This window comes from Pimelobacter simplex, assembly GCF_900114845.1.
Classification (GTDB): domain Bacteria; phylum Actinomycetota; class Actinomycetes; order Propionibacteriales; family Nocardioidaceae; genus Nocardioides; species Nocardioides simplex.
In genome coordinates this window covers 746,559-769,212 of record NZ_FOUK01000003.1, presented here as the reverse complement: position 1 = coordinate 769,212, position 22,654 = coordinate 746,559, and the positions used below count along the sequence as shown (strand labels likewise).

Annotated in this window: 20 protein-coding genes; 13 read left to right on the top strand and 7 right to left on the bottom strand. The window is 73.5% G+C overall.

Annotation, left to right across the window (positions count from 1 at the left end):
• Nucleotides 1–6: 6 nt before the first annotated feature.
• A complete protein-coding gene (locus tag BM223_RS16430) occupies nucleotides 7–471 on the bottom strand; it encodes a hypothetical protein (RefSeq protein ID WP_052138775.1) in 465 nt (154 codons plus the stop codon).
• 116 nt (nucleotides 472–587) lie between these two features.
• Here BM223_RS16430 and BM223_RS16425 point away from each other — a divergent pair, with 116 nt between their 5' ends.
• The 9 genes from BM223_RS16425 (at nucleotide 588) to BM223_RS16385 (ending at nucleotide 11,283) form a co-directional block, all read left to right on the top strand.
• Entirely contained in the window at nucleotides 588–1,253 is a 666-nt protein-coding gene (locus tag BM223_RS16425) for a helix-turn-helix transcriptional regulator (RefSeq protein ID WP_038679779.1), read from the top strand.
• 9 nt (nucleotides 1,254–1,262) lie between these two features.
• Complete coding sequence (locus BM223_RS16420) at nucleotides 1,263–2,603, top strand: glutamine synthetase family protein (RefSeq protein WP_038679778.1); 1,341 nt, start codon at nucleotides 1,263–1,265, stop codon at nucleotides 2,601–2,603.
• Nucleotides 2,604–2,619: 16 nt separating this feature from the next.
• Entirely contained in the window at nucleotides 2,620–5,556 is a 2,937-nt protein-coding gene (locus tag BM223_RS16415) for a bifunctional [glutamine synthetase] adenylyltransferase/[glutamine synthetase]-adenylyl-L-tyrosine phosphorylase (protein ID WP_038679777.1), read from the top strand.
• Nucleotides 5,557–5,734: 178 nt separating this feature from the next.
• The gene (locus tag BM223_RS16410; protein WP_038679776.1) at nucleotides 5,735–6,373 is read left to right on the top strand and encodes a hypothetical protein; all 639 of its coding nucleotides are present in this window, start codon (nucleotides 5,735–5,737) and stop codon (nucleotides 6,371–6,373) included.
• A gap of 66 nt (nucleotides 6,374–6,439) precedes the next feature.
• The gene (locus BM223_RS16405; RefSeq protein WP_082003695.1) at nucleotides 6,440–7,546 is read left to right on the top strand and encodes a FecCD family ABC transporter permease; all 1,107 of its coding nucleotides are present in this window, start codon (nucleotides 6,440–6,442) and stop codon (nucleotides 7,544–7,546) included.
• The gene (locus BM223_RS16400) at nucleotides 7,543–8,586 is read left to right on the top strand and encodes a FecCD family ABC transporter permease (protein WP_052138774.1); all 1,044 of its coding nucleotides are present in this window, start codon (nucleotides 7,543–7,545) and stop codon (nucleotides 8,584–8,586) included. Before BM223_RS16405 ends, BM223_RS16400 begins: the two co-directional genes overlap by 4 nt.
• Nucleotides 8,583–9,392 (top strand): ABC transporter ATP-binding protein, encoded by an 810-nt coding sequence (locus BM223_RS16395; RefSeq protein ID WP_038679775.1) that lies wholly within the window; start codon nucleotides 8,583–8,585, stop codon nucleotides 9,390–9,392. The genes BM223_RS16400 and BM223_RS16395 overlap by 4 nt, the downstream gene beginning before the upstream one ends.
• Nucleotides 9,393–9,443: 51 nt before the next feature.
• A complete protein-coding gene (locus tag BM223_RS16390; RefSeq protein WP_052138773.1) occupies nucleotides 9,444–10,487 on the top strand; it encodes an iron-siderophore ABC transporter substrate-binding protein in 1,044 nt (347 codons plus the stop codon).
• A 130-nt stretch (nucleotides 10,488–10,617) separates the two neighbouring features.
• The gene (locus BM223_RS16385; protein WP_052138772.1) at nucleotides 10,618–11,283 is read left to right on the top strand and encodes an alpha/beta hydrolase; all 666 of its coding nucleotides are present in this window, start codon (nucleotides 10,618–10,620) and stop codon (nucleotides 11,281–11,283) included.
• Between the two features lie 20 nt (nucleotides 11,284–11,303).
• On the opposite strand, the gene BM223_RS16380 is transcribed toward BM223_RS16385, so the two are convergent.
• Nucleotides 11,304–11,543 carry a hypothetical protein gene (locus BM223_RS16380; protein WP_075018640.1) on the bottom strand — a complete coding sequence of 80 codons (240 nt, stop codon included), beginning with the start codon at nucleotides 11,541–11,543 and terminating at the stop codon, nucleotides 11,304–11,306.
• Nucleotides 11,540–12,967, bottom strand: coding sequence for a glycosyltransferase family 2 protein (locus BM223_RS16375; protein WP_200886987.1), 1,428 nt, complete (start codon nucleotides 12,965–12,967; stop codon nucleotides 11,540–11,542). The genes BM223_RS16380 and BM223_RS16375 overlap by 4 nt, the downstream gene beginning before the upstream one ends.
• Nucleotides 12,968–13,178: 211 nt before the next feature.
• Between BM223_RS16375 and BM223_RS16370 the strand changes: the two genes are divergently transcribed.
• Nucleotides 13,179–14,858, top strand: a complete 1,680-nt coding sequence (locus tag BM223_RS16370) for a putative bifunctional diguanylate cyclase/phosphodiesterase (RefSeq protein WP_052138771.1) — start codon at nucleotides 13,179–13,181, stop codon at nucleotides 14,856–14,858.
• Between the two features lie 10 nt (nucleotides 14,859–14,868).
• On the opposite strand, the gene BM223_RS16365 is transcribed toward BM223_RS16370, so the two are convergent.
• A complete protein-coding gene (locus tag BM223_RS16365) occupies nucleotides 14,869–15,216 on the bottom strand; it encodes a winged helix-turn-helix transcriptional regulator (protein ID WP_038679774.1) in 348 nt (115 codons plus the stop codon).
• Between BM223_RS16365 and BM223_RS16360 the strand changes: the two genes are divergently transcribed.
• Nucleotides 15,145–15,948 carry an NADPH-dependent F420 reductase gene (locus tag BM223_RS16360; RefSeq protein ID WP_307723170.1) on the top strand — a complete coding sequence of 268 codons (804 nt, stop codon included), beginning with the start codon at nucleotides 15,145–15,147 and terminating at the stop codon, nucleotides 15,946–15,948. The genes BM223_RS16365 and BM223_RS16360 overlap by 72 nt on opposite strands.
• Here BM223_RS16360 and BM223_RS16355 read toward each other — a convergent pair.
• Nucleotides 15,942–17,153 carry an acyl-CoA dehydrogenase family protein gene (locus BM223_RS16355; protein WP_038679772.1) on the bottom strand — a complete coding sequence of 404 codons (1,212 nt, stop codon included), beginning with the start codon at nucleotides 17,151–17,153 and terminating at the stop codon, nucleotides 15,942–15,944. The genes BM223_RS16360 and BM223_RS16355 overlap by 7 nt on opposite strands.
• A gap of 10 nt (nucleotides 17,154–17,163) precedes the next feature.
• Complete coding sequence (locus tag BM223_RS16350; protein WP_200886986.1) at nucleotides 17,164–18,027, bottom strand: oxygenase MpaB family protein; 864 nt, start codon at nucleotides 18,025–18,027, stop codon at nucleotides 17,164–17,166.
• Between the two features lie 52 nt (nucleotides 18,028–18,079).
• Between BM223_RS16350 and BM223_RS16345 the strand changes: the two genes are divergently transcribed.
• Nucleotides 18,080–18,676 (top strand): TetR/AcrR family transcriptional regulator, encoded by a 597-nt coding sequence (locus BM223_RS16345; RefSeq protein ID WP_038679771.1) that lies wholly within the window; start codon nucleotides 18,080–18,082, stop codon nucleotides 18,674–18,676.
• Here BM223_RS16345 and BM223_RS16340 read toward each other — a convergent pair.
• Entirely contained in the window at nucleotides 18,645–20,072 is a 1,428-nt protein-coding gene (locus BM223_RS16340) for a GGDEF domain-containing protein (RefSeq protein WP_052138770.1), read from the bottom strand. The genes BM223_RS16345 and BM223_RS16340 overlap by 32 nt on opposite strands.
• A gap of 217 nt (nucleotides 20,073–20,289) precedes the next feature.
• On the opposite strand from BM223_RS16340, the gene BM223_RS16335 reads away from it, so the two are divergent.
• Nucleotides 20,290–22,650, top strand: a complete 2,361-nt coding sequence (locus BM223_RS16335) for a molybdopterin cofactor-binding domain-containing protein (RefSeq protein WP_038679770.1) — start codon at nucleotides 20,290–20,292, stop codon at nucleotides 22,648–22,650.
• Nucleotides 22,651–22,654 lie beyond the last annotated feature (4 nt).

Genomic DNA, 22,654 nt, shown 5'->3' with positions numbered 1-22,654 from the left:
CGGGGGCTAGCCCTCCCGCCGGCGGTCGCCGCGCATCAGCCACGCCATCGCGAAGCTGCAGAACGCGAGGGCGAGCATGCCGACGGCCAGGTAGGCCAGCTGGTCGACGCTGAACAGGTTGGCGGCGAGCAGCACGAACCAGACGCCGAGCACGTCCCCGCCGATCTGCGGCATGGCGGCGACGAGCAGGCCGGCCAGGACCGTGATCGCGCCGATCCAGAGGACCGCGTCGGCGGCGTCGCCGGGCAGGAGGTCGTTGGTCCAGGTCGCGAGCGTGGCCTGCCAGGTGGCGCTGTCGGTCACGACATGGGTCAACATGTCGAGCCCCCACAGGAGCGGGAGCACGGTGAGGGTCACCCAGAGAGCCACCCGGCCCTGGTGGGTGGCATCGATGGTGGCGAAGTGCGTGAGGTCGTGCATCTCCTCGCGCATGTCGTGGGAGAGGTGGTCCCACGCGTGGGTGCTGGCCATGGTCGGCCCCTTTCTCGAGCGGTCCCTCTGTAAGGGACATCAGATTCGACGGTAGACCTGGCGCGATCTTTCGACAAGACTCGTGTCTGCTAGAAAAACCGGAGAGGAGCGCGCCTGTGGACGAGGCGTTCGGACGACGGGTCGCGCGCGTCGGCAGCCTGGCCGACCCGGTACGACGAGCGCTCTACCGCTTCGTCGCCGAGCAGCCCGGCGCGGTGAGCCGGGACCAGGCGGCCAGCGGGGTCGACGTCCCTCGGCACACGGCGAAGTTCCACCTCGAGCGCCTCGTCGACGAGGGCCTGCTCGTCACCGAGTTCCGCCGGCTCACCGGGCGCACCGGCCCCGGCGCCGGCCGCCCGGCCAAGCTCTACCGCCGGGCCCGCCGCGAGCTGACGGTCAGCGTCCCGAGCCGCCGCTACGACCTCGCCGGCCAGGTGCTCGCCGACGCCGCCGAGCGCGCGCTGGCCGGGACGCCCATGGCTGCGGCGCTCACCGAGGCCGCCGAGCACGCAGCCGGCCAGGTCGCCGCCGACGACCGTCCGCTCGCCGCCACCCTCGACGCCCTCGGCTACGAGCCGCGCGCCGACGAGCACGGCGTCACGCTCGGCAACTGCCCGTTCGACCGGCTCGCGGCCGAGCACCGCGACCTGGTCTGCGGCGTCAACCGGGCCTTCGTGGCGGGCCTCGCGGGGCGTCTCGACGACGGCGTCCACGCCGCCGTACCGGTGCCGCCGGGGCCAGGGTGCTGTGTCCGACTCCGGCGCGAAACAGACACCCCCTAGGGTGTGCCCATGGGTAAGCAAGAGGACTTCGTTCTCCGCGCTCTCGAGGAGCGGGACGTCCGGTTCGTGCGGCTCTGGTTCACCGACGTGCTGGGCTTCCTGAAGTCCGTCGCCGTCGCCCCTGCCGAGCTCGAGGGCGCCTTCTCCGAGGGCATCGGCTTCGACGGCTCGGCGATCGAGGGCTTCGCGCGCGTCTACGAGGCCGACATGCTCGCGCTGCCCGATCCGACGACCTTCCAGATCCTGCCGTGGCGCAGCATGGAGGGCCCGGCGACCGCGCGGATGTTCTGCGACATCGTGATGCCCGACGGCTCCGCGTCGTACGCCGACCCGCGCAACGTGCTCAAGCGGACGCTGAGCAAGGCCGCCGAGCAGGGCTTCACCTTCTACACGCACCCCGAGATCGAGTTCTACCTGTTCAAGGACGAGCCGCAGCCGGGCGTCGAGCCGGTCCCGATCGACCGGAGCGGCTACTTCGACCACGCCGCCCACTCGCACGGCTCGGACTTCCGCCGCGAGGCGATCACGATGCTCGAGGCGATGGGCATCTCGGTGGAGTTCAGCCACCACGAGGGCGGCCCGGGCCAGCAGGAGATCGACCTGCGCTACGCCGACGCGCTCACCACCGCCGACAACATCATGACCTTCCGCACGGTCATCCGCGAGGTCGCGCTCAACCAGGGCATCTGGGCGACGTTCATGCCCAAGCCGTTCACCAACCACCCCGGCTCCGGCATGCACACGCACGTCTCGCTCTTCGAGGGCGACCAGAACGCCTTCTACGAGGCGGGCGCGGAGTACCAGCTCTCCAAGACCGGCCGCCAGTTCATCGCCGGCGTGCTGCGCCACGCGAGCGAGATCAGCGTCGTCACCAACCAGTGGGTCAACTCCTACAAGCGGCTGATGTTCGGCGGCGAGGCGCCGTCGTACATCTGCTGGGGGCACAACAACCGCTCCGCGATGATCCGGGTGCCGATGTACAAGCCGCTCAAGGGCCAGTCGACCCGCATCGAGCTGCGCACCATCGACTCGGCCTGCAACCCCTACCTGGCCTACGCCGCCGTGCTCGCTGCCGGGCTCAAGGGCATCGAGAACGACTACGAGCTGCCCCGCGAGGCCGAGGACGACGTCTGGGCGCTCACCGAGCGCGAGCGGCGCAGCCTCGGCATCGAGCCGCTGCCCAAGAGCCTGCACGAGGCGATCGTGGTCGCCGAGCACTCCGAGCTCCTCGCCGAGACGCTGGGGGAGCAGGTCTTCGACTTCTTCCTGCGCAACAAGCGCGCCGAGTGGGACGAGTACCGCGGCCAGGTCTCGGTGTTCGAGCGGGATCGCATGCTGCCGGTCCTGTGACCACGGCGCCGACGCCATGCCTCGCGCCACACCGCGTACCGAGCTGATCCGGCTCGGCTTCGTCGACCTCGACGCGGCCCAGGCCGGGCTGGCCGAGCTCGGCCCGGGGGCGGCCGACCTGCTGGCCTACCTCGGCCGCACGGCCGACCCGGACGCCGCGCTGCGCGGCCTGGTCCGGCTCGCCGACGCGGCGGGGGAGCAGCAGGGCGACGACGAGCGCGCCGAGCTGCTGCGCGCCGTCCGCGACGACGAGGGCACGGCGATGCGGCTGCTCTCGGTGCTCGGCGCGAGCGTGGCGCTGGCCGACCACCTCGGCCACCACCCCGAGCACTGGCGCGAGCTGACCGACCCGGCGCTCGGCTCGACCCGGCCTGCGGCCTACGCGATGCGCGCGGCCCTCCTCGAGGCGGTGACCGACCGACCCGAGCGCGAGGCGGTCGACGGGCTGCGGGTCGAGTACCGCCGCCAGCTACTCCGGCTCGCCGCTCGCGACCTGGCCCACGACCTCGCCGTCGACGACGCCGCGGCCGAGCTCTCCGACCTCGCCGCGGGCACGCTCGACGCGGCGCTCGCCGTGGCCCGGACGCGGATCGGTGCCGCCGCTGACGACGTGCGGCTCGCGGTGATCGCGATGGGCAAGTGCGGTGGCCACGAGCTCAACTACGTCTCCGACGTCGACGTGATCTTCGTGCACGAGGGCGACGAGCGGGTCGCCGCGCGGCTCGCGGCGCAGCTGATGCAGGTCTGCTCCGACCACACGGCCGAGGGCACGATCTGGCCGGTCGACGCGGCGTTGCGGCCCGAGGGCAAGGCCGGCCCGCTGAGCCGGACGATCGGCAGCCACGAGGCCTACTACGAGCGCTGGGCCGAGCAGTGGGAGTTCCAGGCGCTGCTCAAGGCCCGGCCGGTCGCCGGCGACCTCGCCCTGGGTGCGGAGTTCGTGGCGATGGTCGCGCCGATGGTCTGGTCGGCCGCCGACCGCGAGGGCTTCGTCGACGCCGCCCGCGCGATGCGCCGCCGGGTGCTCGACCACATCCCGGCGAAGGAGGCCGACCGCCAGCTCAAGCTCGGGGCCGGCGGCCTGCGTGACGTCGAGTTCGCCGTCCAGCTGCTCCAGCTCGTGCACGGCCGGGCCGACGAGCGGATCCGGCCGCCGACGACGCTGAGCGCCCTGGCCCGGCTCACCGAGACCGGGTACGTCGGCCGCGAGGACGGCGAGGCGCTGCACCGCGCGTACGCCTTCCTGCGCCAGCTCGAGCACCGGATCCAGCTGCACCGCCTGCAGCGCACCCACGTCGTCCCGTCGGACGAGGCGTCGCTGCGCCGGCTCGGCCGCAGCCTCGGGTTCCTCAAGGAGTCCGAGAAGCGGCTCGACGCCACCTGGCAGCACCACCGCCGCGAGGTCAGCCGGCTGCACCAGAAGATCTTCTACCGCCCGCTGCTCTCGGCCGTCGCGCGGATCGGCTCCGACGAGGTCCGGCTCTCCTCCGAGGCCGCCGGGGCCCGGCTGACCGCCCTCGGGTACGCCGACGCGCAGGCCGCGCTGCGCAACCTCGAGGCACTGACCGCCGGGGTCACCCGCACCGCGACCATCCAGCGGACGCTGCTGCCCGCCATGCTCCAGTGGTTCGCCGAGTGCGCCGACCCCGACGGCGGCCTCTTCGGCTTCCGCCGGATCAGCGAGGCGCTCGGCCGCACCCCCTGGTACCTCTCGACACTGCGTGACGAGGGCGAGGCCGCCGAGCGCCTCGCCCATCTGCTCGCCACCTCGCGCTACTGCACCGACCTGCTCGAGCGCGAGCCCGCGGGGGTCCGGCTGCTCGCCGGCGACCTGACGCCGCTCGGCTCCGAGACGCTGGTCGACGAGATGCTCGCGACCGGGGGTCGCCAGGACGGCTTCGAGAAGGGCGTGCGCGCGGTGCGCGCGGTCCGCCGCCGCGAGCTCCTGCGGATCGCCGCCGGCGACGTGCTCGGCCAGACCGACGTCGCCGAGGTCGGCTTCGCGCTCACCCGGCTGACCGACGCGACCCTCGAGGCCACGCTCTGGGGCGCCCTCGAGTCGACCGCCCGGGCGCGCGGGCTCGACACGCCGCCCACCCGGATGGCGATCGTCGCGATGGGCCGCTACGGCGGCTTCGAGCTCTCCTACGGCAGCGACGCCGACGTGCTGTTCGTGCACGAGCCGGTCGACGGCGCCGACGCCCACGAGGCGGCGACCTTCGCGCGCCTGGTCGCCGAGGAGGTGCGCCGGGTGCTCGCCGTCCCGGGGCCCGACCCGGCGCTCGTCGTCGACGCCGACCTGCGCCCGGAGGGGCGCAACGGGCCCCTGGTGCGCACCCTCGACGCCTATGCGGCCTACTACGCCAAGTGGTCGCAGGTGTGGGAGGCACAGGCGCTGCTGCGCGCCGACGCCGTCGTCGGCGACCCGGGCCTGCGCGAGCGGTTCACCGCGCTCATCGACCCGCTGCGCTACCCGGCCGGCGGGCTCGACGACGACGCCGTCCGCGAGGTGCGCCGGATCAAGGGCCGCGTCGACAAGGAGCGGCTGCCCCGCGGCGCCGATCCCGCGCTCCACCTCAAGCTCGGCCGCGGGGGACTGGCCGACATCGAGTGGACGATCCAGCTCCTCCAGCTGCGCCACGGCGCCGAGGTCCCCGGCCTCCGCACGGCCCAGACCCTCGCCGCCCTGTCGGCGGCCGCCGAGGCCGACCTGATCACCCGCGAGGAGGCCGAGACCCTCGGTACCGCCTGGCGGATGGCGACCCGGGTCCGCAACGCGCTGCTGCTCGCGCGGGGTCGCCCGGGCGACCAGTTCCCCATGGCGACCCTCGAGCGCCGGGCCGTCGCGGGCATCCTCGGCTACCAGCTCACCGAGACCGACCGGCTGCTCGACGACTACCTCCGGGTGACCCGTCGGGCCCATGCCGTGGTGGACCGCGTCTTCTGGGAGTGAGGTTCGGCAGCCCTCACCCGCAGGCGCGATCGATATGTCATGATGTGCGGTGTCGGGCCGCGGCCGACCCCCCCAGAGGTCGCGGCCCGACGCCCTTTTTCCGGACGTGCGTCCGGGATCCGGCGCTCCGGGGGCCGGGTGCGTTGACCGCTAACGGGCCGGTGCCGAGGGTGGGCGCATGACGATCCTGCGGAGCCTGCGTACCCTGCGCGGCCGGCTCGTGGCGGTCACCGCGGTGGCCACGATGCTGCTGACCGCGACGCCGCCCGCCCAGGCCTATGCGACGTACACGCCGTCGGGCGGCCCGGCGGTCAACCTCGTCGGCACCGGCATCGGCCTGACCGACATCCCGATCGGCCAGACGATCTCGTGCGGGTCGTTCACGATGGCCGGGGGCGTGAGCAGCCCCGGCCTCAGCCGCGCGTACCCGACGCCTGCGGTCAACCTCCCGACGCTGGCCAGCGCCGGCTGCAGCAACACCTGGTGGGGAGCGGTCACCTTCGCCCTCGCGCCGACGTGGCGGCTCGCGATGACCGGCGACCCCAGCGGCGGGGTGTGGCCCGCGCGGCTGACCGAGGTGAAGATCAGCGGGGTCGTCTACGGGTGCGCCATCGAGGTCACCGGCGTCGTCAACGGCACCTTCGCGGTCGGCCTCCAGCGGTTCACGCCGGTCGCCGGGCCCTCCGGGCTCCAGGTCTCCGCCGCGGTGGGCGGTGCGCCGTGCGTGACGATCGACGTCGCGGTGGGCGACCCGATCGCCGTCGGCGGCTACTGGACCAACACCGCGCTGCCGCCGATCGCCCTCGCCAACCCCTGAGCACCGCGGCGCCCGCGGACGCCCGCGGGCGCCGGGGTCAGGTCCGGGCTGTGTCATGCTTAGGTAATGCAAACCTCAGTTCGTGCGGACGACGCGGACGCGGACGCGGACGCGGCTGCCCCGGTCGCCCCGGTCGCGCGCGTCGCGCCCGTCGCGGCGACGGGCGCGCTGCCCGGGGTCCCGGTGCGGACCGGTCGCGGCCGGCGGACCGCCGTCCTGGTGGGAGCGGTGCTCCTGCTGCTGGTGGCGGTGGCGCTCAGCCTCGCGCTGGGCGTGCGGGGCGTGGCGCTGCGCGACACCTGGCAGGCGCTCGTCGACCCGGTCGCCGGCAACGTCGACCACGACGTGATCCGCGGACAGCGGGTGCCGCGGACGATCATCGGTGTCCTCGCCGGGGCCGCACTCGGACTGGCCGGGGGGCTCGCGCAGGCGATCACCCGCAACCCGCTGGCCGACCCCGGGCTGCTGGGCCTCAACGCGGGCGCCTCCCTCGGCATCGTCGTGGCCGCGACCGCGTTCGGCGTGGTCAGCCCGGGTGGCTCGGTCTGGTTCGGCTTCCTGGGGGCGGCGCTCGCGGCGGTCCTGGTGTTCGCCATCGGGCACGGCCGGCCGGTCCAGCTAGCGCTCGCCGGGGCGACCGTGTCGGCGCTCATGGTGCCGATCTCGAACCTGCTGCTGTTCCGCGACGTCGACGCCTTCAACCAGCTCCGGTTCTGGGCGGTCGGCGCGCTCACCGGCCGCGACGTCGACGCGATCGCCGGGCTGTGGCCGTTCCTGCTGGTCGGCGCGCTCATCGCGCTCTTCGTCGCCCACCGGCTCAACGGCCTCGCGCTCGGCGACGACGTCGCGGCGGCGCTCGGCCAGAGCGTCGGGACGACGCGCCTGCTGGCGGGCATCGCCATCGTCGCGCTGGCCGGCGCCGCCACCGCGCTGGCCGGCCCGATCGCCCTCGTCGGCCTCGTCGTGCCGCACGCGGCGCGGCGCCTGGTCGGGCAGGACTACCGCTGGGTGGTGCCGCTGTGCGCGCTCCTGGGGCCGATCCTGCTCGTCACGGCCGACATCATCGGCCGGCTGGTCCGCCAGGACGAGCTCGAGGCCGGCGTCGTCGCCGCCCTCATCGGCGCCCCCGTGCTCGTCGCGGTCGCGCGCGGACGGCGGGTGGCCGGCCTGTGAGCACCCTGTCCACCCCGACCACCGAACCGCTGGTCCGGCTGCGCCGGCGCCGTCGTACCCGCGCGGGCGCGGTGGTGCTCGTCGGCCTCGCGGCCTGCCTCGTGCTCGTCCTGGTCAGCCTCGACCTGGGCATGGCCGGCGTCCCGCCGGAGCGCGCGCTGCCGGCGATCTTCGGCGTCGGCGACCGCTTCGACCTGCTCGTAGTGCAGAAGCTCCAGCTGCCGCGCGCGCTGGCCGCGATCCTGGCCGGGCTGGCGTTCGGCCTGTCCGGGGCGCTCTTCCAGTACACGCTGCGCAACAACCTCGCGAGCCCCGACATCCTCGGCATCTCCGGCGGTGCCTCGCTCGGCGCGATCACCGCCATCACGGCGTACGGCGCCACCGGGCTCGCCATCACCGGCTCGGCCCTGCTCGGCGGCCTCGCCACCGCCGTCGCGATCTGGGCGCTGGCCTGGCGCGGGGGACTGCACGGCATCCGGTTCGTTCTCGTCGGCGTCGGCCTGTCCTACGTCTGCGCCTCGCTCATCTCGTGGCGCCTCTCCGAGGCCGACCTGCGCGAGGGCGGCACGGTGCTGCTGTGGACGGTCGGCAGCGTGGCCGACATCCGCGACGGCATGCTCGGCCTGCTCGCGCTGGGCGTGGGCGTGCTGCTCGTGCTCGGCCTCGTCGTGGGCCGCCAGCTGCGCCCGCTGGCGCTGGGCGACGACCACGCGAGCGGACTCGGCGTCGCCCCCAACCGAGCCCGGGCGCTGGCCCTGCTGGTCGGCGTCGGCCTCGTCGCGCTGGCGACCGCCGTGGCCGGGCCGATCGCCTTCGTCGCGCTCGTCTCGCCCGCGATCGCGCGCCGCCTCGTCGACGACGGCGGCGCCGCGCTGCTGCCCTCCGCGGTGGTCGGCGCGACCCTCACCCTCGCCTCCGACGTGGTCGGCCAGGTGGCGCCGTTCGGGCTCGATGCGCCCGTCGGCGTCGTGACCGGCCTGGTCGGTGCGCCCTACCTCCTCTGGCTGCTCGCCCGCAGCGAACGAAAGGCGGCCTCATGAGCACCGCGATCACCGCGAGCGGGCTGTCCCTCGGCTACCGCGGCCGGCACGTCATCGAGAACCTCGACCTGGTGCTGCCGCCCGGCAAGGTCACCGCGATCGTGGGACCCAACGCCTGCGGCAAGTCCACCTTGCTGCGCGGCCTGGCCCGGCTGCACCCGCACTCCGCGGGCACGGTCACGGTCGACGGGCACGAGATCGGCGCGCTCTCGCGCAAGCAGCTCGCGCGGCTGATCGGCGTGCTGCCCCAGACGTCGGTCGCCCCCGACGGCGTCCGCGTGGCCGAGCTGGTCGGCCGCGGCCGGTTCCCGCACCAGGGCTGGTTCGGCCGGCACTCGAGCGACGACGACGCGGTCGTGCTGCGCGCCCTCGAGGCGACCGGCGTCGCCGAGCTGGCCGAGCGCCGGCTCGAGGAGCTCTCCGGCGGCCAGCGGCAGCGCGTGTGGATCGCCATGGTGCTCGCCCAGGAGACGAGCGCGGTGCTCCTCGACGAGCCGACCACCTACCTCGACGTCACCCACCAGCTCGAGCTGCTCGACCTGCTCGCCGACCTCAACGCCGAGCGGGGGACCACCGTGGTGATGGTGCTCCACGAGCTCAACCACGCCGCGCGCTACGCCGACCACATGGTCGTCATGTCCGCCGGCCGGGTGGTGGCCGAGGGCGCGCCGGGCGACGTCCTGACCGTCGAGTGCGTGCGCGACGCCTTCGGCCTCGACGCCGAGGTGATCCCCGACCCGGTCACCGGCGGCCCGCTCGTCGTCCCGCGCGGGCGTCCACGGGCCGAGGCGATCGCGACCCGCTGACCGGATGCTGTTAGGTTACGCTTACCTAACCCCGAGAACGAGGAGAGCCGCGTGCGCACCACACGTGCCTTCCGCCGCGCGACCGCCCTGCTGGCGGCCACGGCGGCCGCCCTGGCCCTGACGGCCTGCGGCAGCGACAACGACAAGGCTGCCGACGGTGGCGCCGCCACCGGCAAGGCGACCGACAGCTTCCCGATCACGGTCGAGAACGCCTACGGCGAGACCGTCATCAAGGAGGAGCCGAAGCGCGTCGCCACCTGGGGCTGGGGCTCCACCGAGGCCGCCATCGCCTCGGGCGTCTACCCGGTCGCCGTGGCCGAGCAGCTGTGGACCGTCGGCAAGGGCAACCTGCTGCCGTGGGTCGAGGAGGCCTACGACAAGGCCGACGTCGAGCACCCCGCACTGCTGACCGACGACGGCTCCGGCACCACGGTCCCGTACGACGAGTTCATCGCGGCCAAGCCCGACCTGATCCTCGCGCCCTACTCGGGCCTCACCGAGGAGCAGTACAAGACGCTCAGCGACATCGCGCCCGTCGTCGCCTTCCCCGAGGCGCCGTGGACGACGCCCTGGGACGAGACCATCTCGATCACCGCGAAGGCCCTCGGCCGCAGCGCGCAGGGCGAGAAGATCCTCGGCGACATCGACACCTACTTCGCCGACGAGGCCAAGAAGCACCCCGAGTTCGCGGGCAAGACCATCGCCGGCGTGTGGGCCAGCCCCAACTCGCTGTCGGTCTACACCGCCCTCGACCCGCGGGTGGCGATCATGTCCAAGCTCGGCTTCGAGGTCGCGCCCAGCGTGGCGAAGCTCGACTCGTCCAAGGGCGGCTTCTTCTTCGAGATGAGCTACGAGAAGGCCGACGAGCTCGACGCCGACGTGATCATCAGCTACCACGACACCGACGCCGAGGCCGCGGCCATGCTGAAGGACCAGAAGGCGCTCGCCATCCCGGCGGTCAAGAACGGCGCCGTCGCCCAGGTCGTCGGCCGGGTCAACGTCTCGTCCGTCTCCCCGCCCACCGCGCTCAGCTTCACCTGGAAGGACGGGCTGCCGGCTCTCGTTGACACGCTGGCGGGGGTTGTCGCGAAGTAGCGGCCCGGCAGTTTCACCGCCTAGGCGGTGAAACTGCCGGTTGGCCGAGGGATATCCCTCGGCCATCCGGGAGTTTCGTACGTCCAGTGGCTCTGCAACTGGTTGAACATTCAAGTAGTACTCTGACGGGATGACCACCTTCCCCGACCCCGTCGTGGTCCGCCGCGGCGCCCCGGACGCCGACCCCAGCGACCCCGTCGCCCCCGCCGCCCCCACCACCCCGGTCGTCGTCCTGCTGCACGGGCGCGGCGCGGACGAGTCCTCGATCATCGCCCTCGCCGCCCACCTCCCGCCCGGACCGTCGTACGTCGCGGTGCGGGCGCCGATCGCCGAGGGCGGCGGCTATGCGTGGTTCGCCAACCGGGGCATCGGGCGGCCGGTGGCGGCGTCGCTGGCCGAGACGATGGCGTGGTTCCGGAGCTGGCTCGACGCCGAAGTGCCCGTGACGTCCGGGCGGCCTGTCGTGCTGGTCGGGTTCAGCGGTGGTGCGGCGTTCGCCGGGGGACTGCTGCTCGCCGAGCCGGAGCGGTTCGCGGGCGCTGCGATCCTGCACGGCACGTTGCCGTTCGACGCCGGGGTGCCGGTGACGCCGGACCGGCTGGCCGGCGTCCCGGTGTTCGTGGCGCAGGGGGAGGCTGACACGGTCATCCCGCGCGAGCTGCTCGACGCCACCTGGAACTACCTCGCCGCGGACGCCGGCGCGGTGACGACGCCGTGGCGCGACGCGGGCGGGCACGGCGTCTCGGCCGGCGCGGTCGCGGCGCTCGGGACGTGGCTCGAGGCCGTGACCGCGTGAGCAGTTGACCGGGTGACCGGTCAGCGGGGTGCGTCGGGGTGGATGCTCCGGGTCTCGGCGCGCTCGTAGGTGCGCGGCAGGTGGTCGCGCACGTAGATCTTCGGGAGTGCCTTGGCGACCGACAGCGCCACGTAGATGACGGTGTTGATCGCGACGAAGGCCGCGAGGACGCCGAACGCGTGGCTGCGGACCAGCGACTCGGGGAACAGGATCCCCAGGCTGCCGACCTGGCTCACGAGCTGGCTCACGAGGCCGGTCACGAGTCCACCCGGACGTCGTGCGGAGTGGTCGCGACCACGTGCTTCCAGGTGGCGGTGCGGCCGAGCGACATGTCGATGATCCCCTTCAGGTAGACGATGTCGAGGAAGAGCGCGTAGAAGAGCTCGGGGAACAGGGTCGCCGCGAGCAGCCGGGCGCGCCAGCCGCCCTTCCACACGGTGACGATCCGCTCGACCGTGAAGATCAGGCCGGTGCCGAGCCAGAACGGGAACCACACCCAGGTGTCGAACGACAGCGCCATCAGCACCATCAGCAGCAGGTAGGCGCCGAGCGCGATGACGCCGTACCCGATGCCGAGCTGCTGGGCCCAGTAGCGGAAGGTCGACGAGCGCATGCCGTACTCGCCGAGGTTCTCGAGCGCGCCCCGCTGCCAGCGCAGCCGCTGCGCCCACAGGGTCCGCCAGCTCGGCATCACCTCGGTGACGACGGTGCAGTCGCTGGGGGAGATGACCAGCCCGCCCAGGGTCTTGAGCGCGAGCGTGATCTCGTTGTCCTCGGTCAGCACCAGGGTGTCGTACACGTCGCCCGGGACGCCGGGCAGGATCCGGCCCCGCTCGGCCGCGACCGTGCGCAGCGCGCGCGGCCGGAAGACCGTCGCGGTGCCGGTGAGCACGAAGACCCGGCCCCGGCGGCGCTGCAGGTCGCGGGCGTAGCGGGTGTACTCGTTGCGCTGGAACTGCCCGATCAGGCCCTTGCCCTCCTCGCCGTAGAAGAGGCCGCCGATCGCCATGAGCGCGCGGTCGTCGGTCATCCGGCGGACCACGGAGTCGAGGAAGCCGGCGTCGAGGACGGTGTCGGCGTCCATCACCATGACCAGGTCGTTCTCGCCCTGGCCCGGCAGGAGGTCGCGCAGCGCCTGGTTGAGGCCGCCGGCCTTCTTGTGGGTGTTGGCGACGGTCTCGAAGACCTCGGCGCCGCCGGCGCGGGCGATGGCCGCGGTGTCGTCGGTGCAGTTGTCGGCGACGACGACGACCCGCTCGGGCGGGCGCGACTGCGCGAAGAGCGAGGCCAGGGTGGCGCCGATGCTCGCCGCCTCGTTGTGGGCGGGGACGAGCACGGTCAGCGTGACCGGGCCGTGGAAGACGCCGCGGGTCTCGGCCATCACGTGCTTCGGCGAGAGCGGCAGGCTGGCGCCGTCCTCGCTGCGGCGTGCCCGGTTGGCGATGCGCCGCTCCAGCAGTGCGACGCCGGCCGCGAAGAGCAGCGCGAGTCCGGCGGCCGCGGCCAGGGTCGGCACGCTCGGTGCCTCGTTGTCGTAGAGCAGGTGCCAGGCACCCAGGACCAGGCCGTCGGCCGGTCGTTCCTCGCGGCCCGGCGTCCCCGACACCGACCACCAGAGCAGTGCGGCCCCGGCCGCTGCGGTCCCGAAGATCAGCAGGCCGACGGCTCGCTGCAATCCGCGCACGGTTCCCTCCCTCTTGTCACCACCTGGCACGTCCCTCCACGATCGAGACTAGGCAGTCCGCCCGAGCCGGGGCAGCGAGATCCGCCAGACCTGACCGATCGACACCCCGGTGCGGGACGAAGGTCCCGATCTCCTTCGGTCCAGGGGTCCGGGGCCGATGGAGGTGAACAGGCTGGTGGGCCCGGGCCACCGCGTACCGGACGGAGGAGCGATGGAGTCCCGCACGGAGGGGGCTGCGCTGCGGCGCTCGATCCTGGACACCATCCCGTTCAGCATCATCGCCACGGACGCGCGCGGCCGGATCGTGACGGTCAACCCGGCGACCACGGCGTTGCTCGGCTACGACCGCGACGAGCTCGTCGGAGCGCCGCTGAGCGTGGTCGACGGCGCGCGCCGCCGCCTGTCCGCGGGCGGTGCGCCTGCGCTCACCGACGACCAGGGCGACGACGTCGAGTGGGTCTACCGGCGCCGCGACGGGACGACGGTGCCGGTCCAGGAGGCGATCGTCCCCCTGGACGCCGAGGACGGCGAGGCGCCCGGCTTCCTCGTGGTCGCCTACGACATCACGCACCGCGCGCGGACCCGCGACCACGTCGAGCACCTCGCGACCCACGACAGCCTGACCAACCTGCCCAACCGGGCGCACCTGCTGCGGCACCTGGAGGGGGCGCTCGAGCGCGCCGAGCAGACCTCGCTGCACCTGGCCCTCGTGCTGCTCGACCTCGACCACTTCAAGCGGATCAACGACTCGCTCGGGCACCACATCGGCGACGAGCTCCTCGTGGTGGTCGCCGAGCGGCTGCTCGCCTGGACCCGGTCCGACGACCTGGTCGCGCGGCTCGGCGGCGACGAGTTCGCCGTCGTCCTGCACGACCTGCCGCCGTACGCCGACCTCGAGCGCCGGATGGAGGAGCTGATGGTCGACGTCCTGGCTCCGGTGGTGGTGCACGGCTACGAGCTGGCGGTGACCGGCAGCATCGGCGGCATCCGCTATCCCGCGGACGGCGAGGACCCGGCGACCCTGCTCAAGCACGCGGACATCGCGATGTACGAGGCCAAGGCGGCCGGCCGCAACGCCATCCGCTGGTTCGACCACGGCATGCTCAAGGACGACGACGGCCGGCTCGCGCTCTCGGCCGCCCTGCGCCAGGCCCTGGAGCAGGGCGAGCTGTCGCTGGCCTACCAGCCGCAGCTCGACCTCGCGACCGGCCAGGTCGTCGGCGTCGAGGCGCTCGCCCGCTGGACCAGCCCGACCCTCGGCCCGGTGCCCCCGGACCGGTTCATCCCGGTGGCCGAGGACGGCGGCATGATCACCCACCTGGGCAATTGGGTGCTGCGCACGGCGTGCGAGGCGCTCGTCCGGATGCAGGAGGAGCTCGGCCACCCGCTGCGGCTCGCGGTCAACGTCTCGCCGCGCCAGCTGCGCGGCCGCGCCTGGCTCGAGGAGATCGCCGACGCCATCAGCAGCGCCGGCATCGCGCCCGCCCAGCTCGAGGTCGAGATCACCGAGGGCCTGCTCATCGAGGACCACGGGGACGTCGTCGCGATGCTGGAGTCGCTGCGCTCGCTGGGCGTCGCGATCGTGGTCGACGACTTCGGCCGCGGCTACAGCAGCCTCGCGTACCTGACGAAGTTCCCCATCGACAAGATCAAGATCGACCGCTCGTTCATCTCCGAGATCACCTGCGCCGACAACGACGCGGCCATCGTCGACGCGATCATCGTGATGGCGCACGCGCTCGGCATGACCGTGGTCGCCGAGGGCGTCGAGACCGCGGTCCAGGAGCGCTACCTGCGCGAGCGGGGGTGCGACGAGGTGCAGGGCTACCGCTACAGCCCCGGCGTCCCCGCGGACGACGTCGTCCAGGTGACCCGGGCGCTGTCGGGCTGAGGCCGGCGGCTCAGGAGCCCGCGGCGAGCTCGGCCTGGTGGCCGGCCGCCCAGGTGGCGAGCCCGGCCAGCGGTCCCTCGGCGAACGACGTGCCGAGGGCGGTGAGCCGGTAGACGGCCGCGTCGCGGCGGTCGGCGGACGCCGTCCGGGAGACCAGGCCGCGCGCGGTCAGCCGGCGCAGCGACTCGGTCAGCACCTTGTCGCTCGCGCCGGCGATCCGGTCGAGCAGCACGCTGCGCCGGGTCGGTCCCAGCCGCAGGGCCGAGAGGACGACGGGGTCCCAGGTGTGGCTGATCAGGTCGGCGCCCGCACGCACGTGGCAGTCGGAGACGAACGTCTCGCAGCCCTGGTCGTCCATGCGTCCAGCCTGCCACCTCCGTCCCCACCGATCGGTAGGAAGCGCGCTCCTAGCGTCGTCGTGACATCCCGCGAGACGAAGGAGACGCACATGGAGATCGGACTGCTGGGCACGGGGAACCTTGCCGCGGCGTTGGGCGAGGCCTGGGCCCGGGCGGGGCACGGCGTGGTCGTCGCGGGCCGCGACGCCGGCCGGGCGCGCGCGGCGGCGGAGCGGATCGGGGCCGCGGGCGCGGTCGCACCCGCGGTGCTGGGGGAGCGGGCCGAGGTGGTCGTCGTCGCGGTCGCCTGGGACGGGCTGGACGACGCGCTGGCGCTCGCCGGTGGTCCCGAGGGGAGGCTGGCCGGGCGCACCGTCCTCGACTGCACCAACCCGGTCGACTTCGCGAGCGGGCGGCTGCTGCCGGCGTCCGGGTCGGCCGCCGAGCGGGTCGCCGCGGCGGTCCCGGGCGCGCACGTCGTCAAGGCGCTGCACCTGTTCGCCGGCGCCTCCTGGCCGTACGAAGGCCCGTCCGGTGCCGCCCCCGTGGTCGCGCTCTGCGGAGACGACCCGGCCGCGCTCGGCCGGGCAGGGGACCTGGTCGCGGACCTCGGCGCCCGGGCCGCCGTCGTCGGCGGGCTGGACGCCGCCCGGCAGGCCGAGGAGGTGGCCGGGTTCGTCATGCGGCTGGTGGTGGCGGGCGCCAACCCGCGCCTCGCGGTCCCGGACGTGCCGCGCGGTGAGGCTCAGTAGCTCTTCGGGAGCCCCAGCATCGCCGTCCCGATGTGGGCGAGGACGAGCTCCTCCGCGACCGGGATGTTCTTGGCGATCCGCGCGTCGCGGAAGATCCGCTCGACGGGGTACTCCTTCGAGTACGCCATCCCGCCGAGCGTCTGGAACGCCTGGTTGGCCGCCTCCCAGCCGACCTGGGCGCCGGTCAGCTTGGCGACATTGGCCTCGTTGCCGCAGGGGCGGCCCTGGTCGAAGAGCCAGGCGGCCTGGTAGGTCATCAGCCGGCCGAGCTCGGTCTTCGCCTTGATCTGGGCCAGCGGGAACTGCAGGCCCTGGTTGGCGCCGATCGGGCGGCCGAAGACCTCGCGCTCGCGGGCGTAGTCGCAGGCGATCCGCAGCGCCGCGTCGGCGGTGCCGATGCCGCCCGAGGCGGCCAGGATGCGCTCCGGGTTGAGCACGTCCCACAGGACGGCGAAGCCGGCGTCCACCTCGCCGATGACGTGGCTCGCGGGCACCCGGACGTCGTCGAGGAACACCTGGCTGGACTGCAGGATGTTGCTGCCCATCTTGGGGATCGGCGTGTACGACAGCGTGCCGGCGGCGAGCGCCTCCTTGACGTCGACCAGGAAGAGCGTGAACCCGGCGGTCCGTGACAGCCCGCGCTCGCGGGTGTCGGCGGCGGGGATCGTGCGGGTCACCACGACCATCCAGTCGGCGTTCTCGACGTTGGAGATCCAGACCTTCTGGCCCTTGATGAGGAAGTCGGCCGCTTGCCCTGAGCCTGTCGAAGGGTCGCGACGAGCGGCGGTCTTGATCTCGATGGCGTTGCTGCCGGCGTCGGGCTCGGTGAGGGCGAGGCAGAACTGCACGTCGCCGGTGGCGAGGCCGGGCAGGATCCGTTGCTTCTGATCGGCGCTGCCGTGCCGGGTGAGCGTCATCGCGCCGAAGCCGGGCGTGGTGACGTAGAAGAACGTGCCGGCCACGCCGCCGGACGCGCACAGCGTCATGTTGGCGACGGCCAGCTCGAGCAGGCCCTGGCCGCCCCCGCCGTACTCCTCGGGCACGCAGAGCCCGAACCAGCCGCCGTTGCCGAGGTCGTCGAAGACCTCCTGGGGGAAGCGGTGCTCCTCCTCGCAGCGCGACCAGTAGGCGTGGTCGTACTTGGCGGCCACGGCCGCGACGCCCTCGCGGACGGCGAGAGCGCTCTCGGGCAGGTCGAAGTCCACGGAGGCTCCTTCAGACGAGGGGACGGCGGAACCGGCGGCGCAGGCGGGTGTCGGCGAGCCACAGGTTGAACGGGAAGATCCGCAGCGGGCGGGGGAGCAGCCGCTCGACCCGGCCGAGGACGCGCAGCAGCCGGTCGAACCGGGCCTGCCGGCGCCTGCTCCACGCCAGCCCCATCGCCTCGCGGAAGGGCGGCGGCAGGAAGCCGGTGGTCACGAAGACCAGGAACGGCGCCAGGAGCCGGAAGGGCCGCGGGAAGTTGCGCAGCGTGGTCAGCTCCAGCAGGTACGACGCCACGGCGGGGTCGATGTCGACCTCGGCGAGCGACTCCTCCCAGTAGCGGTCGAAGGCCGCCCGGTCGGCGGGCCAGGCCGTGGCCGGCATCTGCAGCGTGGTGCCGAACCGCGCGCAGTGGAGGTAGAGCGCATCGGCCTCGGCGTCGGGCAGCGGGCCGTGCATCTTGGCGATCATGTCGGCGGTGCCGTAGTAGAGGCAGGCGGCGACCCAGGTCTGCAGCCGCGGGTCCATCGCGCGGTACGCGACCTTCTCGCCGGGGCGCGAGTAGACCTGGGCGTGCTGCTTGTTGACCGCCTGCCGGAAGGCGGTTCGGTCGGCGTCGTCGCCGAGGAGGGCGACGGCGAGGTAGGTGAACGTGGTGCGCCCGCGCTTGAAGGGGTGCTTCATCGCCGAGCCGTCGTGGACCCGGCTGTTCATCACGCCGTAGCCGACGCCGGGCCAGCTCAGCTGGAGGATCACGTTGGCCGGGCCGGCCAGGTGCGCGCCGATGCCGGACACGTGGTCGCGCATGTCGAAGCCGGCGGGCACGGGCACGTCGCGCGGCGCGCGGGCGCGCGGTGACGGAGCAGTGGTGGTCACGCTCCCCACGCTAGCCTGTTGTTGGCACGCTGCCAATAGTAGGCTCCGGGACATGACCGCAGCAGCGACCCGTCGCCGTCTCCCCCCCGACGAGCGGCGCGAGCAGATCCTCGCCGCTGCCGAACGGCTCTTCGCCGAGCGTCCCTATGCCGAGGTGGCGACCACCGCGATCGCCCGTGAGGCGGGGGTCGCGCGCGGGCTGCTCAACCACTACTTCGGCGACAAGCGGGCGCTCTACCTCGAGGTCGTCCGGCGCGCCGCGCTGCTCCCGACCCTCGAGGACGTCCCGCTGCCGACCGGCTCGCTCGACGAGCGCGTCGAGGCCGCGGTGACCTGGTTCCTCGGCTCGATCACGCCCGAGCGGGCGACGTACCTGACGGTGCGGGCGGCCGAGGGCGTGGGCGAGGACGCCGAGGTGCGGGCGATCCTCGACGAGGCCCACGACCTCGCGGCCCGGCGGGTGCTCGAGATGGTCGGCGGCGATCCCGCCGACCGCGCCGCGCGCGCCACCGTCCGGGCGTACGGCGAGCTGGCCCGCGGCGCGATCCGGGAGTGGTCGCGCGACGGCGCCCTCACCCGCGACCAGGCGCACCTCCTGCTGCGGGAGGCGCTGCTCGTCATCGTGCGAGCGGTGCTCCCACGACTCTGAGCGCCCGGGCACGCACCGCGGCCGGCCGTCCGTGGGTGTCCCGCTTGACGACGTACATCGCCTGGTCGGCGCGGGCGAGCAGGCTGCGCGGGGTGTCGTTGCGCTCGGAGACGGCGAGGCCGACGCTCGCGGTGATCCGGTCGAAGGGGGCGTCGGAGGCCTGGCCGTAGGGCCGGGCGACGTGGGAGCGCACCCGGTCGACGTACTCCTCGAGGTCGCCGGGGTCGTCGAGGCGGGGCCGGAGCACGACGAACTCGTCGCCGCCGATCCGGGCCACGGTGTCGTCGGGCCCGGCGGTCTCGGCGAGCCGGCGGGCGATCTCGGTGAGCAGCAGGTCGCCCTCGTCGTGGCCCCACGCGTCGTTGACCGACTTGAACCCGTCGAGGTCGATCGCCACCACGGCGACCGTGCCGGGACGCCCGTGCGCGAGCGCGCTCTCGAGCCGCTCGGTGAGCAGGGTGCGGTTGGCCAGGCCGGTCAGCGGGTCGTGCAGGGCCAGGTGGCGCAGCTCGGTGATGAGCGCGTTGCGGGAGTCGCGGAACAGGGCGAGCGTGAGCACCACGAGCGTCAGGCTGCCGATCATCCCCTGCGCGAGCAGCGCCTGCTGCTCGGCCGGCAGGCCCTGCAGGGCGCCGAGGTCGAGCAGCGTGCCGACGAGGACGCAGACGGCCGCGGCGGCGAGGAAGAGCGTGCTGGTCGTCGTCGAGTAGCGCAGCGAGACCCACATCGCCGGCAGCATGATCGCGAACGCGATCGGCTCGCCGGGGTTGACCCAGAACACCCGGCTGAAGACGGCGAGCGTGACGACGACGCAGGCGACGGTCTCGGCCACCCGGGGCCCGGTGAGCACCGGACGCCGCCACCGCGCGTGCTGCAGGCGGAGCACGAGCGCCACCCCGGCCAGCGCGGTGACGCCGTTGCGCACGGCGAACAGTGCGAACGTCTCGGGCAGGTCGCGGTGCCCCACGTGCGCCAGGTAGACGACGGCCAGGGCCGCGGACAGCAGGGTCCCGGCGGTCACCGCCACCACGAGCCGGGCGAGGTCGGCGGGCTCGCGCAGTGCCGCCGGACGCCGGCCGGGCGTGAGCAGGACCGCGGTGACCGCGGCCAGCACCCCGTTGACGCCGGTGAACCAGAGGGACAGGCCGACGGTGGCCCCGGTCGCCAGGGTCGCGGTGAACGTCGTCAGGCCCAGCAGCGCCGCGTGCGCCACGGCCCGGCGCCGGCCGAGCCCGCGCACGTACAGCGCCCACAGGACGCCGACCGCGGCCGCCGGCCAGACCAGCGCGACCTCCCCGTGGTCGACCCGCACGGCCCGGCCGGCCGCGACGGAGAGCGCCTCGGCCGCGGCGAAGCCCAGCGCCGGCAGCGCTGCCCGGACCAGGCGTCGTGCCACGGTGGTGCTCCGTTCGGGTCGGTAGGGGGGCACCGGTCCGATCGGCCACCCGCCCCCGGATCGAAGGACTTCCGGCTCCCGTCGTACCGGACAAAATGGTCGTGGATCGGGGCGGATCACGACCATTTCGTCCGGTACGACGGGGGCGGACCAACCTTCGACCAATCTCGGGGTGGTCTGCTGTGGGGACCGTCACTCTCACTCGGGGAGAAAGTTCATGGGGAACTCTTCGGCGCGCCCTCCCGCGCCCTCGGGCAGCGGCACCGGCCGCGCCCGCCACCTCAGCCGGCGCTCGTTCGTCGGCTACGTCATGGGCGGGACCGGGCTCGTGGTCGCCGCCGACCTCGCGCTCGGCTCCGCGCCTGCGCACGCCCTCCCGATCCCGTCGGTGCCGCAGGTGCCCGAGGTCTACGACCTCAACGACTTCCTGACCCACTGCGCGCTGCCGACCTCGCAGCTGATCGCGATCCACGTCGACGAGCAGGGCGACGCCCACTTCGCGCTGCCGCGGATGGAGGTCGGCCAGGGCATCACCACCTCGACGAGCATGCTCATCGCCGACGAGCTCGACCTGCCGCTCGACCGGGTCCACGTGACACTGGCGCCGGCGCGTCCCGAGCTGCTGTTCAACCAGCTCACCGGCGGCTCCAACACCACCATCTCGACGTACACGCCGATCCGGGTGGCCGCCGCCGTCGCCCGCAGGGCGCTGCTCGAGGCCGCGGCGATCGAGCTCGGGGCGCTGGTCGAGACGCTGGTCGTCAAGGGCGGCACGATCTTCGACAGCCTCGGCTCGTCGCTGACCTACGGCCAGGCGGCCGCGCTCGCGGCGCCGCCGACGACCCGGCAGGTCCGGGTCTCGCTCAAGACCGCCGCCGAGCAGAAGGTCGTCGGTACGCCGCAGCGGCGGGTCGACGCGCTCGACGCCGTCACCGGGCTCAAGAAGTACGCGATGGACCTCACCGAGGCGGACGTCCCCGGTGCGCTGCCGACCATGGTCTGCCGCGCGCCCGACCTCAACGGCACCGCCCGGGAGGTCCGCAACCGGGCGGCGGTGCTGGCGATGCCGGGCGTCACCCACGTCGCGGTGATCCCGACCGGCGTCGCCGTGCGGGCCCGGACGTTCGGCCAGTGCATCGACGCCGTGCGCGCGCTCGACGTCGTCTGGAACGCGGGCTCGGTGCCCGGCAGGTCGGCGGCCGACATCCGCAAGGAGCTGCGCCGCGCCCAGCTGCCGCTCGCGGTGCCCAAGATCGGCGCGACCACCGTCGAGGGCGACTTCGTCTTCCACTTCCGCAGCGGCTCGGCGCTCGAGCCCAACTGCGCCGTGGCCGACGTCCGTGACGGCGGCGCCACCATCTGGGGCGGGCTGAAGTCGCCCGTCGACGCGCAGTCCAAGGTGGCCAAGGCGCTCGGCCTGCCGCAGCGCAAGGTGACGGTCAACGTGGTGCAGGGCGGCGGCTCCTTCGGCCGCAAGCTGTTCAGCGACGCCGCGATCGAGGCGGCCCACGCGTCGAAGGCGTTCGGCGTCCCGGTCAAGCTGATGTGGCACCGCGCCGACGAGCCGCGCCAGGGCCGGGTGCACCCGATGGCGACCTCGCGGGTGCGGGCCACCGTGCTGCTCGGCAGCGTGGTCACGTTCGAGCAGCGGCACACGTCGGTCTCGACCGACTTCACCCACGGGCTCGGCGAGCGGCTCACCGCCGAGGTCGCCGCACTGCCGACCGGGCTGGCCAACCTCGGGTTCTCCGAGACGATCTTCCTGCTCAGCCAGGAGCTGCCCTACAACTTCGGGGTCGTCACCCAGCTGCTCAACGAGTCGAACCAGGACGTCGACCGCTTCAACACGAGCTCGGTGCGCAACATCTACTCACCCGACGTCCGTACGGCGAACGAGCTGATCGTCGACCAGCTCGCGGCCCGGCTGAAGCAGGACCCGGTCGAGTTCCGGCGCCGGCACCTCAAGAGCCGGACGGTCAAGCGGGTGCTCGCCCGGGCCGCCGAGCTGGGGGAGTGGGGCCGGCCGATGCCCGCGGGCACGGCCCAGGGCATCGCGATCCACAAGGAGTACAAGGGGGCGACCGCCGTCCTGGTCGAGATCGACTGCCGCCCCGAGACCGTGCACCGCAAGGTCCGCGACGCCGTCACCGGGCCGCGGGTCACCAAGGCGGTCGTGGTCGTCGACTGCGGCCTCGTGGTCAACCCGCTGGGGGTCGAGGCGCAGATGATGGGCGGCTTCTCCGACGGCATGGCCCAGGCACTCACCTACAGCAACCACCTGGTCGACGGGCACTTCCTCGAGGCCAGCTGGGACAACTCGGCCTACACGCGGCAGTGGAACACGCCCTTCGACTTCCGCTGCGAGGTGCTGGAGTCCGACCGGCGCGAGCCGGGCGGCATCGGCGAGGCGGGGGTCGCCGCATCGATGGCGGCCGTCGCGTGCGCCTACGCACGGGCCACCGGGACGATGCCGACCGAGTTCCCGATCAACGTCCATGCGCCGCTCCACTTCGAGCCCAAGCCCTTCGTCCCGTCCGTCCCGGCGTCGCCGGTCGACGGCCTCGACCACGTCAACTGAGGTG